General features: G+C 74.0%; 16 protein-coding genes. 9 read left to right on the top strand and 7 right to left on the bottom strand.

What is annotated here, in order from left to right:
• The first annotated feature begins 30 nt into the window (after window positions 1–30).
• On the top strand, window positions 31–2634 hold the full coding sequence (locus OIE75_RS30945) for a LuxR C-terminal-related transcriptional regulator (protein ID WP_329472901.1): 2604 nt from the start codon (window positions 31–33) through the stop codon (window positions 2632–2634).
• Between the two features lie 12 nt (window positions 2635–2646).
• Here the strand turns inward: OIE75_RS30945 and OIE75_RS30940 are convergent, their stop codons facing one another.
• On the bottom strand, window positions 2647–2844 hold the full coding sequence (locus tag OIE75_RS30940; RefSeq protein WP_329472900.1) for a hypothetical protein: 198 nt from the start codon (window positions 2842–2844) through the stop codon (window positions 2647–2649).
• Between the two features lie 33 nt (window positions 2845–2877).
• On the bottom strand, window positions 2878–3447 hold the full coding sequence (locus tag OIE75_RS30935) for a potassium channel family protein (RefSeq protein WP_307015767.1): 570 nt from the start codon (window positions 3445–3447) through the stop codon (window positions 2878–2880).
• Window positions 3448–3533: 86 nt separating this feature from the next.
• On the opposite strand from OIE75_RS30935, the gene OIE75_RS30930 reads away from it, so the two are divergent.
• Window positions 3534–3986, top strand: coding sequence for an SHOCT domain-containing protein (locus tag OIE75_RS30930; protein ID WP_329472899.1), 453 nt, complete (start codon window positions 3534–3536; stop codon window positions 3984–3986).
• On the top strand, window positions 3983–4393 hold the full coding sequence (locus tag OIE75_RS30925) for a DUF7144 family membrane protein (RefSeq protein ID WP_307015765.1): 411 nt from the start codon (window positions 3983–3985) through the stop codon (window positions 4391–4393). Before OIE75_RS30930 ends, OIE75_RS30925 begins: the two co-directional genes overlap by 4 nt.
• A gap of 12 nt (window positions 4394–4405) precedes the next feature.
• Here the strand turns inward: OIE75_RS30925 and OIE75_RS30920 are convergent, their stop codons facing one another.
• Complete coding sequence (locus OIE75_RS30920; protein ID WP_307015764.1) at window positions 4406–4735, bottom strand: hypothetical protein; 330 nt, start codon at window positions 4733–4735, stop codon at window positions 4406–4408.
• Between the two features lie 119 nt (window positions 4736–4854).
• On the opposite strand from OIE75_RS30920, the gene OIE75_RS30915 reads away from it, so the two are divergent.
• Entirely contained in the window at window positions 4855–5259 is a 405-nt protein-coding gene (locus OIE75_RS30915; protein WP_329472898.1) for a VOC family protein, read from the top strand.
• Here OIE75_RS30915 and OIE75_RS30910 read toward each other — a convergent pair.
• Both OIE75_RS30910 and OIE75_RS30905 read right to left on the bottom strand, forming a co-directional pair.
• Window positions 5239–5928, bottom strand: coding sequence for a helix-turn-helix transcriptional regulator (locus OIE75_RS30910; protein ID WP_329472897.1), 690 nt, complete (start codon window positions 5926–5928; stop codon window positions 5239–5241). The two genes, OIE75_RS30915 and OIE75_RS30910, sit on opposite strands and share 21 nt — an antisense overlap.
• Before the next feature lie 10 nt (window positions 5929–5938).
• Window positions 5939–6871, bottom strand: a complete 933-nt coding sequence (locus tag OIE75_RS30905) for an AraC family transcriptional regulator (protein WP_329472896.1) — start codon at window positions 6869–6871, stop codon at window positions 5939–5941.
• Window positions 6872–6953: 82 nt separating this feature from the next.
• Between OIE75_RS30905 and OIE75_RS30900 the strand changes: the two genes are divergently transcribed.
• A complete protein-coding gene (locus tag OIE75_RS30900; protein ID WP_329472894.1) occupies window positions 6954–7799 on the top strand; it encodes an NmrA family transcriptional regulator in 846 nt (281 codons plus the stop codon).
• Window positions 7800–7834: 35 nt separating this feature from the next.
• Here OIE75_RS30900 and OIE75_RS30895 read toward each other — a convergent pair whose 3' ends face one another.
• Window positions 7835–8548, bottom strand: coding sequence for a DUF4328 domain-containing protein (locus OIE75_RS30895; RefSeq protein ID WP_307015759.1), 714 nt, complete (start codon window positions 8546–8548; stop codon window positions 7835–7837).
• A 208-nt stretch (window positions 8549–8756) separates the two neighbouring features.
• Here OIE75_RS30895 and OIE75_RS30890 point away from each other — a divergent pair, with 208 nt between their 5' ends.
• On the top strand, window positions 8757–11234 hold the full coding sequence (locus OIE75_RS30890; protein ID WP_329472893.1) for a SpoIIE family protein phosphatase: 2478 nt from the start codon (window positions 8757–8759) through the stop codon (window positions 11232–11234).
• A gap of 140 nt (window positions 11235–11374) precedes the next feature.
• On the opposite strand, the gene OIE75_RS30885 is transcribed toward OIE75_RS30890, so the two are convergent.
• On the bottom strand, window positions 11375–12508 hold the full coding sequence (locus OIE75_RS30885; protein ID WP_329472892.1) for a YihY/virulence factor BrkB family protein: 1134 nt from the start codon (window positions 12506–12508) through the stop codon (window positions 11375–11377).
• Between the two features lie 99 nt (window positions 12509–12607).
• Here OIE75_RS30885 and OIE75_RS30880 point away from each other — a divergent pair, with 99 nt between their 5' ends.
• The 3 genes from OIE75_RS30880 to OIE75_RS30870 all read left to right on the top strand — a co-directional run bounded on the left by OIE75_RS30880 (window position 12608) and on the right by OIE75_RS30870 (window position 17274).
• A complete protein-coding gene (locus OIE75_RS30880) occupies window positions 12608–14251 on the top strand; it encodes an acyl-CoA dehydrogenase family protein (protein ID WP_329472891.1) in 1644 nt (547 codons plus the stop codon).
• 242 nt (window positions 14252–14493) lie between these two features.
• Window positions 14494–15783 (top strand): GAF domain-containing protein, encoded by a 1290-nt coding sequence (locus tag OIE75_RS30875; RefSeq protein ID WP_307015755.1) that lies wholly within the window; start codon window positions 14494–14496, stop codon window positions 15781–15783.
• 183 nt (window positions 15784–15966) lie between these two features.
• Window positions 15967–17274: a hypothetical protein gene (locus OIE75_RS30870; protein WP_329472890.1), complete on the top strand. Its 1308-nt coding sequence runs from the start codon at window positions 15967–15969 to the stop codon at window positions 17272–17274.
• Window positions 17275–17318 lie beyond the last annotated feature (44 nt).

Below are 17318 nucleotides of genomic sequence, written 5' to 3'. Positions count from 1 at the left end.
TCTCACGGGGCGACGAAGGTGGTGCTGACCATGGCCGGGGAGAGGCAGAGTGGTCGCGAGCCGACGGCGCCGGGGCACGAGAACGAGCCCCGGACGGGCCCCTTCCTGCGTACCCGCACGGCGGTGCCCGCCCTCCCTCCGACGTTCTTGCGGCGCGGGCGGCTGTCACGGCGCCTCGACGACGGCCTGGACACGCCGTTGACGCTGGTGAGCGGTGCCGCGGGGGCCGGGAAGACGTTGCTGGTGGCCGACTGGGCGGCCCGGGCCGGGCGGCCCGTCGCCTGGCTCACCAACGACCCCGGGCACCAGGGCGGCGGAACGTTCTGGGCCTACCTGCTGCAGGCACTGCGCGTCGCCGGTGAACCGGTGCCCCCGGAGGTCGGGATCCCCGCCTGCGGGGACCGGGTCGACCCGATGTTCCCCTCGCGTCTGGCCGGCGCGCTGTGCGAACGGGAACGGCCGGTGGTCGTGGTGCTGGACGAGTACGACCGGGTGACCGATCCGGAGATCGCCGCACAGCTGGAGTTCGTCCTGCGCCACGCGGGCGAGGGGCTGCGCCTCTTCCTCGTCACCCGCAACGAGCCCCGGCTCCCCCTGCACCGCTACCGGGCGTCCGGTCAGCTGACCGAGATCAGGAACGCGGACCTGGCCTTCACCCCCGACGAGGCCGCCACGCTCCTCGAACTGCACGGCCTGCGCCTCGCCCGGCACGCCACGCTCGGGCTCGTGGAGCACACGCGCGGCTGGGCCGCGGGACTGCGGCTGTGCGCGCTGGCGGCACGGAACAGTCCGGACCCGGAGCGGTACCTGAAGGAGTTCGAGGCGGGCCACTCCGCCGTCGCCGACTTCCTGCTTGCGGAGGTGCTCGACCGGCAGGGCCCCGGCATCCGGGGCCTGCTGCTGCGGGTGAGTGTGCTCGACGACTTCCGGCCCGAGCTGGCGGACGCGCTGACCGGGCGCCGGGACGCCGAGTCCGCGCTGGCGGGGCTGCGGCGGCAGAACGCGTTCGTCGAGTACCTGGGAGACGTCTCGTACCGGCTGCACCCGCTGTTCGCGGAGATCCTCCGCGCCCACCTGCGTGAGCGGCTGCCCGGTCTGGAGGCGGAACTGCACCGGCGGGCGGCGGTGTGGCTGCGGCGGCACGGGCGGCTCACCGAGGCGCTGCGGCACGGAGCCGCCGCCGACGACTGGGAGTTCACGGCCGGGGCGCTGCTCGGGGACCTCGCCGTCGGCCAGTTGTTCACCGGGCTGCGGTCCGCCGACCTCTCCGCCCTGTTCGCACGGATGCCCGCCACGGCCACCACCCCGGCCGCGGAGCTGGTCCGCGCGGCACGCGGCCTGGCCCGGTCCGACCTGGAGGGTGGTCTGGCCCATCTGCGGCACGCCGAACGGGCCCTGACGGCGGACGCCCCGGCGACCACCCGGATGTGCGAGGCGCTGCTCCAGGCACTGGCGGCGCGGCTGACCGGCTCGCCGGAGCGGGCGGCGACGGCGGCCGGGACCGCGGGGAAGCTGCTCAGCGAGCTGCCGGAGGGGCTGCTGGACGAGCACCCCGAGGTCGTCGCCCTCCTGCGGGCCCATGTGGGCTGCGCCTTGCTCTGGGCCGGCCGCCTGGACGAGGCACGGGCCGAACTGGCGGCCGTGGCGGGCGGCGACGAACGGGCGGCGACGGCACCGGCCCGCGAGGACGCGCTCGGACACCTCGCCCTGATCGACTACCTGGACGGGCGCCCCTCGGCCGCCGAGAGCAGGGCACTGGCGGCCACGGCGGTACGGCGCCGGTTCAGTCTGCCGGGGCGGTCCGGGTCGGGCATCGCCCTCGTGGTGCTCGCGGCGGTCGCCGTGGAACGCGACGAACTCGATCGCGCCGAGGCACTGCTCGACGTGCCGGGCGGCGGGGAACAGGCGGTGCGGGACCCGGTGTGCGCGGGGGCCCGGGCCGCCACCACGGCCCGGCTGCTGCTGGCCCGCGGCCGGGCCCGCGCCGCGTTCGACGCACTGCGGCGGCCGGTGCCCGGAGTGACCGTCTCACCGTGGCTGGAGGCGCACCGCACCGTGCTGACCGCCGCCGCGCACCAGGCCGCGGGAGACCGGGGGGCGGCAGGCGCTGTCCTGCGACGCGTTCCGCCCGGGTTCCCGATGTGCGCCGTGGAGGCCGCGGGCGTCCAGTTCGCCGCGGGTTTCCCCGAGGCGGCGCTGAGGCGGCTCGACGCGCTCCCCGCGCGGGGCGACCCTGGTCCGGCCGTGCGGGTGCGGGCCGCGCTGCTCAGGGCACGGGCGGCCGATGCCGCCGGGGACGCCGTCGCCGCCCGCAGGCTGGTCGGCCACGCCGTGCGGGAGGCGCGGCGCGAGCGGCTGCGGCGCCCGCTGCTCGACACCGGCCCCTGGGTGCGTCCGCTGCTGGCCCCGGCGCCCGCACCGCCGCCCGCGGCACCGGTCGTGCCGGACCTCAGTCCGAGGGAGCGGGAGGTGCTGAGCGGGGTCGCGCGGCTGATGTCGTACGAGGAGATCGGTGCCGACCTGTTCATCTCGGTGAACACGGTCAAGACCCACCTCAAGAGCGCCTACCGCAAGCTGTCCGTGAACCGGCGCTCCGACGCCGTGCGCCGCGCGCGGGAGCTGCACCTGCTGTGAGGCGGCGGCGGCTCACACCGGGCGCTGGCGCAGCTCCATGACCCGCAGGCCGAGGGACTGGCAGCGGTCGAGCAGCCCGTACAGCTGCGCCTCGTCCACGACGGCCCCGTACAGCACCGTCTGGCCGTCCATCTCCACGTGCTCCAGCTCGGGGAAGGCCCTGGCCAGCGCTGCCGACAGATGACCGTCGACACGAATCTCGTAGCGCATCCCATCGCCTCCCTCCTGCGATGCGCGCCCGCGTCAGTCGGGTGGCGGCTCTCTGCCCTGCCGCCGCAGGCCGGTCTGCACGGCGCCCACCAGCACCCGCGCGGCCACACCCACCAGGAGCAGGCCGCCGGCCATCTGGATCATCACCACCAGCCGGCCCGTCTGGGAGTGGGCGACGATGTCGCCGTACCCCACGGTGGCGAACGTGGCCAGCGTGAAGTACAGCGAGTCCGTCTTGGTCAGCGCCTCGCTGAAGGTTCCCGGACTGGCCCGCTCCAGCAGGTAGTAGAACGCGGCGAACAGCACCAGGAACAGCACGGCCGTGGCGGCGAGGGCCTCGGCGGCCCGCAGCCGGGGGTGCGGGGAGCGCAGGATGGCCCGGATCTCCCACAGGAAGACCAGGACGACCGCGACCAGGCCGCACACGAACGCCGCCCAGGTGGCGGCCGTGGGGCGCTCGTCCAGCGGCAGCAGGTAGTAGGCGGCGAACAGACCCGTCGTCACGCCCGCGGCCCGCGCGAGGGCCACGGCCGTCGCCCGCCGCCGGGACACCGACCCGGTGAGCGGGTCGGGACCCGCCCGGTCGTCCACCGGTCCGTCCACAGCCTCATCACACCGCCGGACACGGCCGGGCCGGATCACCCGCGGAGGGTGATCCCGCGCGCTCCCGCCGTCGCGACACTGGGGACATGGACGGACAGGTGTTTCTGGCGTACGACTATCCGCTGCTCAGCGTCTTCTGGTCGCTGCTCTGGTTCTTCCTGTGGATCATGTGGATCATCCTGCTCTTCCGCATCGTGACCGACATCTTCCGCGACGACGAGCTCGGTGGCTGGACCAAGGCGGGATGGATGGTGTTCGTCATCGTCCTCCCCTTCGTCGGCGTCCTCATCTACGTGATCGCCCGGGGCAGCGGCATGGGCCGCCGTGAGCACGCCCATGTTCGGGCCCGGCAGGAGGAGGTCGACGACTACATCCGCAAGACGGCGGGGAGCGGGCACGGGCGGAGCGGCAGCGTGGACGAGCTGGCCAGGCTCTCCGAGATCCGTGCCCGCGGCGACATCACGGAGGACGAGTTCCGCAGGGCGAAGGAGCTGGTACTCAGCGGCTCCGGGCCGGCCGGACCCAAGGAGGCACGATGACCGCGACCCACGGCGCACGCGCGCACACGACCAGGGGGGCGATGGCCGGCGGGCTCACGGCCTTCGCGGGCGTGATGCTGATGATCTCGGGGCTGCTCGGGATCTTCCGGGGCATCATGGCGATCGCCGAGGACGACGTGTTCGTCGCGACGCCCGAGTACGTCTTCCGGTTCGACCTCACCGGCTGGGGCTGGATCCATCTCGCGCTGGGCATCCTGGCGGTGCTCGTCGCGCTGGGTCTCTTCCGCGCCTCGCTGTGGGCGCGGGTGGTCGGGGTCGGCGTCGCGGGGCTCGTCCTCATCGCGAACTTCCTCTCCCTGCCCTACTACCCGGTCTGGTCGATCGTGGTGATCGCGATGTCGGCGTTCATCATCTGGGCGCTGTGCGTGGTCCGGCAGGACGAGTGACGCCGGCCGCCCTCAAGGGCGGTACGCCGCCGCGTCCTTGGTCAGCTGGACGGCGGCGAGCAGGGTGAGACCGGGCGCCTCCCCGCGCAGCGTCTTGACGGCCCGCACGGAGTCGACGGGGCCCTCGTGACCGGCCGCGGCGAGGCGTTCGTGGACCCAGCGGGCGCGCAGCTGAGCGTCGGAGGCCGCGGCGGCCCGCTCGGCGACGGCGGCGGCCGCCTCCAGGCCGGGCCGTTCCTCGGGCGTCGCCGTGGCGAGCGCCTGGCGGATCCCGTGGGCGATGACGTCGGCGTCGCGCAGGACGAGGACGTTGAGTTCCGGTGGCTTGCTCAGTCCGAACATGCGGTCATCGTCGATGCCACGGCCCGTCCGGAGCAAGGCGCTTGAGGAGTTCCTGAGCCAACCCGCCCGTGTCCGTTTCCTTCAAGAGCCGGGCGGCGCGCTCTGCCTACGGTGGCGTCATGACCGCACGATTCAACGCCATCGGCCTCGTCGTCTCCGACATGTCCGCCTCCGTGGCCTTCTACCGCCGGCTCGGCTTCGCGTTCCCCGGCGGCTGCGAGGGGCAGCCGCACGCGGAGGCCGAACTGCCGGGCGGCATCCAGCTGCTGCTCGACACCGAGGAGTCCGTCCAGTCCTTCATGCCCGGGTGGCAGCCGCCGGCCGGGGGCGGGCGCCATTCGCTCGCCCTGCTGTGCGACACACCCGCCGAGGTCGACGCGCTCTACGCCGAATTGACCGCCGCCGGCTGCCACGGCGAGCGGAAGCCGTGGGACGCCGACTGGGGCCAGCGGTACGCCGTACTGGGCGACCCCGACGGCCACGGTGTGGACCTGTTCGCGCCGCTAGCGACGGCCGCCGAGTAGGTCGCCAGGAGTGACGCCCGCCAGGTCCCGTACGTCCCGCGTCAGGTGGGCCTGGTCCGCGAAGCCGGTCCGGGCGGCCGTTTCGGCGAGGGGCGTGCCGGCGCGGGCCAGGGCGAGGGCGCGTTGCAGGCGCAGTACCCGGGCCAGGGTCTTGGGGCCGTAGCCGAAGGCGGCCAGGGAGCGCCGGTGCAGCAGGCGGGCGCCGATGCCGAGTTCGTCGGCGGTGTCGGCGACCGGGCGGCCCGCGTCGAGGGCGGCCACGATCCGGCGCAGCAGCGGGTCGGGGGGCTCCGCCTCGGCGGCCCGGGACAGCGCGGCCTCCTCCAGTCCGCTCGCCGGATCGGCGGCCGCGTTCACCCGCGCGGCCAGCTGCCGGGCGCGGGCGGCCGGCCAGAGGTCGGTGAGGTCGACGCGCCGGTCGCGCAGCTCGCGGGCGGGGACGCCGAGGAGCGCGGGCGCGGTGCCGGGCGGGAAGCGGACGCCCGCCCAGGGGGCCGGGGTGCCCTCCGTGAGGTGGGCGCGGGTGTCGGGTCCGGCGACCAGGAGCCGGCCGTCGTGCCAGAGCAGGTCCATGCAGCCGTCCGGCAGGACCCGTCCCGGTTCCGGCTCGGTCGGGGTGTTGGTCCACACCACGGCGCCGGTCAGGCGGGAGGCGCGTTCCGCGTACACGGGTGCCAGGTTACGCCGGTGCCCGGTACTCCTGCGGGCTGACGCCGTACACCCGCTTGAAGGCGGTGGACAGGGCGAAGGCGCTGCCGTAGCCGACCCGGCGGGCGATCGCGCCCAGGGTGTCCTCGCTGTCGCGGAGCCGGTCGGCGGCGAGGGCGAGGCGCCAGCCGGTGAGGTACGCCATCGGGGGTTCGCCCACCAGGTCGGTGAAGCGCCGGGCCAGGGCGGCGCGGGACACCCCGGACTTCGCGGCGAGGGACGCCACCGTCCACGGGTGCGCGGGGTCGTCCTGGAGCAGCCGCAGCGCGGGGCCGACGACGGGGTCGCCCAGGGCCCGGTACCAGGCGGGCGCCTCGCCGGACGGTCCGGCGAACCAGGCCCGCAGCGCGGCGATGACCAGCAGGTCGAGGAGGCGGTCCAGGACCACCTCCTGGCCCGGTTCGTCGCGCGCGACCTCCGTCATGAGCAGGGGGGTGAGCGGGTTGTCCCAGGCGTCGGAGGTGAGGGACAGCAGCGGGGGCAGGGCGTCGAGGAGCCGCCCGCCGATCTCGCCCCGCACCAGGTAGCTGCCGATCAGCAGCACCGCCGCGCCGTCGGGCCGGTCGCCCCAGGCGCGTACGCCGAGGTCCATCGAGCCGTTGAGGGGCCGCCCGTCCGGGTAACTGCACGCCCCGCCCGGCAGGATCACCGCCTGCGGGGCGGTGGCCGGGTCGTCGGCGCAGGTGTAGGGCTCGGGCCCGCGCGCGACGGCGAGATCACCGGCCCGCAGCCGCACCCGCTCCCCCGCGTCCGGCACCACCCACGCGTCACCGCGGACCACGAGCATCACCGTCAACGGCGCCCGGTCCTCGACCCGGACGGCCCAAGGCGGATCGAAACAGGCACGGATCATGAACGCCCCACGGGCGCGGGGGCCTTCCAGCAGACCGGCGAGTGCGTCCATGGCGGCCCAGCGTAGACGCACACACATGCGGGCGAGCCGTTCGACGATGGGAACGTGCGGCACCCGGCAGTTGACTGGGGTCATGACGCGGACGAGCAGGCGAGAGAAGACGACGATCGTCGTGACGGGGGCCTCCGGGCGCACCGGACGGCGGGTGGCCGAGGCGGCACGGGCGGACGGGCACGTCGTACGGGCGGCGTCCCGGGCGACCGGCTTCGACTGGTGGGACCGGTCGACCTGGGCGGACGTCCTGCGCGGAGCCGACGCGGCCTATCTGGTCCATCCCGCGGACGTCGGCGCCCCCGACGCCGCCGACACGATCGGCGCTTTCGCGCGGGAGGCGGCCGGGCTCGGCATACGACGGCTGGTGCTGCTGTCGGCGCGGGGCGAGGAGCGGGCGCGGCCCACCGAGGAGGCGCTGGCGGAGGCGGGGGCGCACTGGACGGTCGTGCGGTCCGCGTGGTTCGCGCAGAACTTCAGCGAGGGCCCGCTGGTCGCGGAGGTGCGCGAGCGCGGGGAACTGGTCTTCCCGGCCGGCGGGGTCTCGGAGCCGTTCGTGGACCTGCGGGACGTCGCGGACGTGGTGGTGGCAGCGCTGACCTGCGGCGACCGGTACGCCGGGCGGACACTGGAGGTCTCGGGGCCCCGGCTGCTGACCTTCGGGGAGGCGGTCGCGGAGATCGGGAAGGCGACGGGCCGCGCGCTGACGTACCGGGCGGTCTCGGCGCGGGAGTACGGCGAGAACCTGGTTTCCTTCGGCGTGCCGGGGGAGGAGGCCGCGTTCCTCGTGGAGCTGTTCGGCTCGCTGCTCGACGGCCGCAACGCCCATCTCTCGGACGGCGTCGAGGAGGTACTGGGCCGCGCGCCGAGGGACTTCGGGGACTTCGCCCGCGAGGGCGCGGCGACGGGGACGTGGGACCCGTCGTAGGCGGGCGAGGGTGACCGGGGCTTCGGGGTGGCGGTTCAGAGGACCGGTGCGGCCGGCCCGGCGAGGGCCTTCTCGTGCTGTGCGGCGGTCAGCCGGCGCACGAAGAGGATCGCGAGCGCCGCGGCCAGCACGTCGAATCCGGCGCTGACCGTGACCAGTCCGGCGGCGTCGCGGACCGCGTCGACGCCCTGCGCCTTGTCGTACGTGTTGGACGCGTACCGGTCGAAGAGAAGGGTCCAGACCCAGGCACCCCACCAGGCATTGAGGAGTCCTTGGTGGCGCGGCACCCGGCCGTGTGGCTCGGGCTGGGCGGCCCACAGTATGTCGGCGGCGATGCTCCGCGGAATCCAGAGGTTCGCGAGGGGGATGAACCAGCACGCGATCGCCCAGCCCGGAGACCTGCTCAGGGCGCCTGGCGCGAACACCTCCGCGTTCTGGCGGACCCGGTGGAACCAGACGATGAAGACGACGGCCGTCGCCAGCAGGGCGACGCCGTACAGCACGGTCGATCCCGCCATCGCGTAGTCGGCCCGGCTCAACTCGCCCTCGTCGTAGTCGACCGTGCCGCCCGAGGCCACCCTTCCCATCAGCGCGCGCATGTTGAGCGACGCCGCGACGATCAGCAGATCAGCGACGATGACGACACCGAGCGACGCGGTGACGGCGTGCGCCAGGCCGATCGGCGAGCGCAGCACACGGCCGGCCACGGGCGGGTGCGGACCGGGCACGGGTGTGGACGCATACGTCATGGCGGGCCCCCCGAAACGATGTTGTGCGCGGTGACCTGCCCGAGGCCCGGCGCGGCATGCCGCCGCTCCCGTGCGGTCAGCCTTGGGACCTTATCCCAAGTCGGCTGCCGTGGAAGCGCGCGTCTTTCCCCGGCCGCAAGGTGCTGCGGTTGTGCCGGCCCGGTGGACAGCGGATTCTGTAGGGGACGAACGGGGCTGGTGTGGCGCCATGAGCGCATGGAATACGGACCAGGGTGCTGACTTCCGTGGCCCTCTCGACGTCACGAGGGCGGCCACGGTGGTCACCGACGCGCAGAACACGGTCATCGGATGGAGCCTCGGCGCGGAGCGGCTCTTCGGCTACCAGTCCCGGGAGATCGTCGGCCGCCCCGTGAGCACGTTCCTGCCGCCCGGCCCGACGCCCTCCCTTCCCCCTCTCCTCCCCCGCTACCGGGGGAACGAGATTCGCGCCGCCCGGCACCGGGACGGAACCGAGGTGATCGTCGCCATCGCCGGGTGCCCGCTGCCAGGCGCCGGAACGGCGGTGCGGGTCCTCGTCGCGACGGAGCTGAAGGATCTCCGGCTCTGGGACTCCCGGCTGGCACTGTTGCACGGACTGGCCACCCAGTCCCCCGTCGGCCTGGCCATCTACGACGCCGATCTTCGCCTGACCTGGTGCAACACGGCCTTCGAACGGGAGATCGGACAACCGTTCGCCGAGTTCCGCGGCCTTCGGGCCGATGAGCTGTACTCCGACGGAAGATTCGTGACCAAGGGGCATCCGCCCACTCTCGACGCGGTCATGCATCACGTGCTGGACACCGGCGAATCCTTTCTCGACCTGCACTTCCAGGGCCGCCCGCCGAGCGATCCGACCACGGAGCACCTCTGGTCCTGTGCCTACTACCGGCTCCAGGACGCCGACGGCCACGTCGTCGGCGTGTGCGAGGACGCGTTCGACATCTCCGATCGCTACAGGGCGCAGCGGCGACTGGCGCTGCTCGTCGAGGCGGGTCGCGGGATCGGAACCGCCCTCGACGTGGTGGTCACCGCCGAGAAGATCACCGAGGTCTCCGTACCGGCGTTCGCCTCCACGGTCACGGTCGATCTCGCGCGGGTGGTCCTGGAAGGCGAGATACCGGCCGCCAGCAGCCCTGCGGCCATGCCTCTGGTGCGGGTGTCCGCCCGCTCGGCCGGGCGGGCGGACACCGGGAGGGCCGACACCGAGAAGCCGGTCGAGCTGCATCCGTCCTCGCCGGCCGTGGATCGGTCGTCCGCAGCCCACTCACCCGTGGAGTACGCCGCCGGTTCGCCGCAGGACCGCAGCCTCTCCTCGGGCGGGCTCGTGCTCGACAACGCGACCCTGGTCGTACCGCTCCGGGCCGGGAACGGCCTCCTGGGCCTCGTCACCTTCATGCGCGAAGCCGAGTCGGCCACCTTCGACGGCGGTGAAGTCGCACTGGCCGACGAGTTGGTCGCCCGCACGGCCGTGTCCATCGACAACGCCCGCCGGTTCACCCGTGAACGCACCGCCGCCCTGGCGCTGCAACGTCAGTTGCTGCCGCGGCAGCTACCCGCGGCGTCAGCCGTCGACCTGGCCTACCGCTACCTTCCCACGGACGACCTGACGGGAGTCGGTGGGGACTGGTTCGACGTGATTCCGCTCTCCGGGACCCGGGTCGGACTCGTGGTCGGGGACGTGGTCGGTCACGGCCTGCAGGCAGCCGCCACCATGGGGCGGCTGCGTACGACCGTACACGCGTTCGCCCAGATGGACATGGATCCCGTCGAGCTGCTGTCACGTCTCGACGACCTGGTGGCGCAGTCCGCGGAGGAGCAGTGGGGCGGGACGGGTGTGCCGGACGGCACCCACGCGGATGTGACCACGGGGGCGACCTGCCTCTACGCGGTCTACGACCCGGTTTCGCGACGCTGTGTCATGGCGAGGGCCGGGCACCTGCCACCGGCGGTCGTCGACCCGGAGGGCCGGGTGACCTTTCCGGATCTCCCGGCCGGCCCGCCCCTGGGTCTCGGCGGCCTGCCGTTCGAGTCACTGGAGATCGAACTTCCGGTGGGCAGCCTGCTGGCCCTCTTCACCGACGGTCTGGTCGAGGACCGCGACCACGACATCGATCACGGCCTCGACACCCTGGGACAGGTGCTCGGCGACCGGCACGCCCCCCTCGAAGAGCTGTGCGACCGCGCCGTGGCGGAGCTCCTGCCGAGCGGCCCCGCGGCAGACGACACCGCCCTGCTGCTCGTCCGTACCCGCGAACTCGACGCTTCGCAGGTCGTCGAATGGGAACTGCCCGCCGAACCGGCCTGCGCGGGCCGTGTCCGGGACCTGGCCACCCGGCAACTGCACCACTGGGACCTCGAGGAACTGTCCTTCACGACCGAACTGGTCGTCAGCGAACTGGTGACCAACGCGGTCAGACACGCCGAAGGTCCGATCCAGGTACGCCTCATCCGGGACCGCACCCTCTTGTGCGAGGTCGCCGACAGGGGCCACACGTCACCGCACCTACGCCACAGTGCCGAGGACGACGAGGGTGGGCGCGGCCTGTTCATCGTGGCGCAACTCGTCCAGAGGTGGGGCACCCGCTACTCCCCCTCCGGCAAGACCATCTGGACCGAGCAGGCCTTTCAGACGGCGGAGGGCCGGCACGGTCTCCGCCCGCATGCGGGGGCCCCTTCGCAGGAATGAGGCGGGGTGCGGCGACACGTGGCGGCGAGGGCGCCGCTCAGCCCGCCGCGAGGCCGGGTGGCCCGCCACAGCCCGGATCACACGGCGTCCATCCGGCGTGCGTCCCCGCCATGGCCCGAGGTCCGCGCACCCGACGCCGCTCACGAGGCTTCCGGCTTGTCGTGGTTTGCGGGTGGTGTGTGCTTCGCGTGGGTGCGCAGGCGGGCCGTGACGTCCTCCGGGGGGAGGAAGCGGGACCAGCGTTCCGGGAACTCCGAGGGCATGTCGGGGTCCGACTCGCCGTTCGCGGAGGCGCGGGCCACGTAGTCGGCGACCTGGGCCTGGCGCAGCCGCTTGTTGGCCTCGCGGGCCGCGGCGGTGGCGGCGGCCGGCCAGACCCGGTCGATGGCCGCGTTGACCGCGGCCCCGACGAGCACCGCGAACGCGGACACACCGATCCACAGCAGCACGGCGACCGGCGCGGCCAGCGAGCCGTAGATCGTGGGGCCCTCGACGGTGCTGGTGAGGTAGATGCGCAGCAGGAAGCTGCCGAGCACCCACATGCCGAGGGCGACCAGCGCGCCGGGCACGTCCTCGATCCACGGGGAGCGCACCGGCACGGAGACGTGGTACAGCGTGGTCAGGAAGGCCACCGACAGGAGGATCACGACAGGCCAGTACAGGACCTGCACGACCGTCGTCGACCAGGGCACGATCCGCACCACCGCGTCCGGTCCGGCCACCATCAGCGGCAGCGCGACGGACCCGATCAGCAGCGCCACCAGGAAGAGGAGGAAGGCCACCAGGCGGGTCTTGACGATGCCCCGGACGCCGTCGAGGCCGTACATCACGGTGATGGTGTCGATGAAGACGTTCACCGCGCGGGAGCCCGACCACAGGGCGATCAGGAAGCCGATGGAGATCACGTCGGGCCGGCCGCCCTTGGTCACGTCGTCAAGGATCGGCTCGGTGATCTGCTTGACGCCCCGCTCGGAGAGCACCGCGCGGGAGGCGTCCAGGATGTTGTTGCGCAGGCTCTCGGTGGTGTCGGCGCCGATCCAGGAGTCGACGTAGCCGAGCAGCCCCAGGAGGCTCAGCAGCAGGGGCGGCACGGACAGCAGGGTGAAGAACGCGGCCTCGGCGGCCAGGCCGAGGATGCGGTACTCCATGCACGAGTTGACCGTGTCCTTGAGCAGCAGCCAGGCGGTCCTGCGTTTGGAGACGTTCCGGTACAGGACCCGGGCACGATGAAGCCGGCCGGAGGGCCGTTCGGGGGATTCACTTGCTGGCTGCACGACCTAAAGGTATCCGCCGACGGGGGTCGCACTCATCCGCGGACGCCCACCGGCCGGTGCCGACTCCGCGCAGGTCCCCGGCACGATAGGTTCACGTTCATGGCAGGCAGCACCCACACCGTGACGAATCAGGCGCCGCCGCTGGTCGGCCACGACGTCTTCACCGGCGACCGGGCCCTGACGGCCGCCGTCGAGCGGCACCTGGCACCGGAGCTGCGCGAGGAGGCGCTGGCCGAGCTGTCGGGCCTGGGCCGCAGCTGCGGGTCGCTCCAGGCCCAGGAGTGGGGCGAGCAGGCCAACACGAACCCGCCGGTCCTGCGCACCCACGACCGGTACGGCCACCGCGTCGACGAGGTCGACTTCCACCCGGCCTGGCACCGGCTCCTCGGCAAGGGCGTCGCGGCCGGTCTGACCGCGGCCTGGACCCGGCCGGGCGGGCACGTGCGGCGCGCGGCCGGCTTCCTCGTGTGGACCCAGGTGGAGGCGGGCAACTGCTGCCCGCTGTCCATGACGCACGCCGCCGTGCCGGCCCTGCGCGCCGATCCGGACCTGGCCGCCGAGTGGGAGCCGCGGCTGACCTCGCAGGTGTACGACCGTGAGCTGCGGCCGGCCCGGCTGAAGGCCGGCGCCCTGTTCGGCATGGGCATGACGGAAAAGCAGGGCGGCAGCGACGTACGGGCGAACACCACGTCGGCCCGGCCGCTGGCCGAGGACGGCACGTACGAGCTGACCGGGCACAAGTGGTTCTGCTCGGCGCCCATGTCGGACGGCTTCCTGGTGCTGGCGCGGGCCCCGGGCGGGCTGACCTGCTTCCTGGTGCCGCGCGTGCTGGCCGACGGCACCCGCAACGTGTTCCTGATCCAGCGGCTCAAGGACAAGCTGGGCAACCGGTCCAACGCCTCCGCCGAGGTCGAGTTCGACGGCACCTGGGCCCGCCGGGTGGGCGAGGAGGGGCGCGGGGTGCCCACCATCATCGACATGGTGGCGGCGACCCGGGTCGACTGCGTGCTGGGCTCGGCGGGTCTGATGCGGCAGGCCGTGGCGCAGGCGGTGCACCACTGCGGGTACCGGGAGGCGTTCGGCGCGAAGCTGGCCGACCAGCCGCTGATGCGCAACGTCCTCGCCGACCTGGCGATCGAGTCGGAGGCGGCGACCACGCTCGCGCTGCGGCTGGCGGCCGCCCAGGACGCGGCGGGCGACGGCGACGAGCGGGAGCGGGCGCTGCTGCGGCTGGCGGTGCCGGCGGCGAAGTACTGGGTGACGAAGCGGTGCGCGCCGGTCGTGGTGGAGGCCGCCGAGTGCCTGGGCGGCAACGGCTACGTCGAGGAGTCCGGCATGCCCCGGCTGGTGCGCGAGTCGCCGCTCAACTCGATCTGGGAGGGCGCCGGCAACGTGCAGGCGCTGGACGTGCTGCGGGCGCTGGGGCGGGAGCCGCTGGCGATGGACGCGTACCTGGCGGAGGTGGGGCGGGCGCGCGGCGCCGATCACCGGCTGGACGCGGCGATCCGGGGCCTGTTGACGGAACTGGCGGACCTGGCGGGCGCCGAGGGGCGGGCGCGGCGGCTGGTGGAGCGGCTGGCACTGGTGCTCCAGGGCTCGCTCCTGGTCCGGTACGCGCCGCCGGAGGTGGCCGACGCGTTCTGCGCCGCGCGGCTGGGCGGCGACGGGGGCGCGGCCTTCGGCACGCTGCCGCCGACCCTGGACCTGGCGTCGGTGGTGGAGCGGGCCCGGCCGGGGGCCTGATCCGGCCAGGTGGTGCGGAGGTGGTGCTGCGCCGACACGGCACCACCTCCGCCACACGGGCCTGTTCGGGCCGCGTACGCCGCTCGGGACGGCGTGGTGCAAGTCTGGCCAGCCGCCCCGCCGTCCACCAGGGTTGCAGGGGGTTGCAACTTGCTGTCGGTCGTATGCGGACTGTGCCCTCACGAGGACGGGCAAGCGGTCACTATGAGACGGACATCCGGCTTCCGGGAGGACGAGGACCTGTGGCGCTCTCGCCGATGGACGTGACGCAGTTCGCCGCCGTCGACGCGGCGCGTGCGGCCCGGATGCTCAGCGAGGTCCGCTCCGCCAGGCTCTCCGGCGGACAGGCCCCGGTGGCGCCGAGGCCGGTGATCGAGCAGTCCTGGGACCGGGTGCTGCGCAGCGGCGTCGATCCCGACCACGACGTCCGCTCCGGGCTGCTGTCGCCGGAGGAGGTGCGGCGGCGGCGCGAGTCGTCGCCGCTGCGGCACGTGCTGCCGGTGCTGCGGGAGACGCTGCTCTCGGTCGCGGACGTCGCCCACCACATCATGGTGGTCGCGGACGAGGACGGCCGGGTGCTGTGGCGGGAGGGCAGCGCGCCGGTGCTGCGCAGGGCGGACGGGCTGGGGTTCGAACTCGGCGCGGACTGGCGGGAGGAGGTCGTCGGCACCAACGGCGTGGGGACGCCTGCGGTGACCCGGCGGCCCGTACAGGTCTTCGCCTCCGAGCACTTCGTCCGGTCCCAGGCGACCTGGACCTGTGCCGGGGCGCCGATCACCGACCCGCGCAGTGGCCGGCTGCTCGGCGTGGTCGACGTGAGCGGGCCGCTGGAGACGATGCACCCGGCGACGCTGGCCTGGGTCGACTCGGTGGCCAAGCTCGCCGAGGCCCGGCTGCGTGAACTGCACGTGCGGGCGCTGGAGCGGCTGCGGGCGGTGGCCGCGCCGGTGCTGGCCCGGCTGGACGGGCGGGCACTGGTGACGGACCGGGACGGCTGGACGGCGGCGGTGACGGGGATGCCGTACGTGGACCGGGTGGCGCTGCCCAAGTCGCCCGAGGCGGGGACGAGGTGGCTGCCGGCGATCGGGGCGTGCACCGTGGAGCCGCTGGCCGGGGGCTGGCTGGTGCGGGCCGCCGAGGGGCCGGTGCCGGAGGGTGCCACCCGGATCGTGCTGGACCTCGAAGAGCCGCGCCGCCGGTCGGTGCGGGTGCTGGGCGGAGCGGGCGAGTGGACCCGGGAACTGAGTCCCCGGCACGCCGAGTTGCTGTACCTGCTGGCCGTGCACCGGGGCGGTCGCAGCGCCGCGGGCCTGGCCGAGGACGTGTTCGGCGACCCGGCCCGCACGGTGACGGTACGGGCCGAGATGTCGCGGGTCCGCAGGTATCTGGGCCCGTATCTGGAACACCGGCCGTATCGTTTCTGCGAAGCCGCGGAGGTGGAGCTCCTCCTCCCGCCCGACCCCCGCGACCTGCTCCCCCACTCCACCGCTCCGGCGGTACGGGAGGGCCGGGCGACGCTGGGCGTGCCTTGACGCACGCGGTATCCCGGCAAACCCCCCGGTTGGCCGTAAAGACGGATTGATTTCGCATAATTGCAACGTCCGCGTCCGCGGACCCCGCCGACTGCCGTAGCATCCTCTTCTGACCGTCCCATCCGCTCCTCGGTCAACACGTCCACCGTCGAGCGCAGTTGGTCCGGTGTCCGTGGAGGTTCCATGAAGCATCGCGGCAGACACCGCCGGCGCAAGCGGGGACGGGCGCTGCGCGCGGCCCTGACCGGGGCGGCCCTCGCCCTGACCGGCGCCGCCACGCTGATCAGCGCCTCACAGGCCACGGTCGCCGACGACCCCGGCACCCTCAAGCCCCTCACCTCCGCCGCCGAGACCGACGCCCTGCGGCTGACGGAGCACCGCGTCCCCGGGCCCTGGCTCGACCGGCTCTCCGCCGCCATGGGCGAACCGGTGGGCGTCGACGCCGTACTCGACTCCGCCGACCGCACCCTGCGCGACGCCGCCGACTGCACCGCGGGAGAGAAGGAGTCCCTGCCGGTCTCCCCCGCCGCCACCCGCGCCTACTGCTGGGACGAGGCCGACACCGAGGGCTGGCTGCCCGGCGCGGTCACCACCTCGGGCGACGCGGACGAGGACGGGTCCTGGGGCGCCCACCGCGTCATCGTCTCCGCCTGGTCCCGGGACGACGGCACCCCCCAGGGCGGCCTCGCCCGGGTCTCGTTCGTCGACGCCGACGACCCCGACCGCCTCGGCTACACCTCGGCGCTCCTCGCCGTCCCGGTCGACGGCGGGCACGACTACCGGGGGCTCGCCTCCCCCGTCACCGGCATGGTCTGGTACCAGGACAAGCTGCTGGTCACCACCGCCGCCGGGGACCGCGACGCGCTGTACGTGTACGAGGTGGACCGCGTCCAGCGCGCCACCACCGCGGCCACCGCCGTCGGCCGGGTGCCGGGCGGCTGGGCGGCCAACGGTCACCGCTACGTACTGCCCGCCGTCGCCTCCTACCGCCTCCCCGACACCGACGACGCCGCACGGCCCGGCGCGATCTCCCTGGACCGCGGCACCGCCCCCGACAGCCTGGTGGCGAGCGAGCGGGTGGCCGCGGACGGCGACCGCCCCACCCGGCTGTGGCGCTATCCGCTGAGCACCGGCCCGGACCGCAGCGGCCTCCCGGCCACCGACTCCGCCGGACACGTGGACGCGGTGGAGGCGTACGAGACCGGGGCGGCCGAGGTCGGCGGCGTGCTGTCGCACCGCCCGGCGGGCGCCGCACGCACCGCCTGGTACCTGGACCGCGCGGCCGGCGGCCGCGAAGGACGCGGCACCCTGTGGCGCCAGGACACGGAGGGCGCCCGGGCCACCGAGTGCGGCTCCGACGGCTCGCAGCGCTGCTGGAGCGGACAGGCGGGCTCCCTCTCCTACTGGGCGCGGACCGGCGAGGTCTGGTCCCAGTCCGGCAGCATGCTGTTCGCCCTGCCGCTGAGGTCCATCGAGGACGCGCTCGACTGATCCGCGCGGCCAGGGCCTGTCCGGGCCCTGGGGGCCGCCCGCCC

The organism is Streptomyces sp. NBC_01723, assembly GCF_036246005.1.
Lineage (GTDB): Bacteria > Actinomycetota > Actinomycetes > Streptomycetales > Streptomycetaceae > Streptomyces.
The sequence above is the reverse complement of the archived record's forward strand: the minus strand, read 5'-3'. Positions and strand labels throughout refer to the sequence as shown.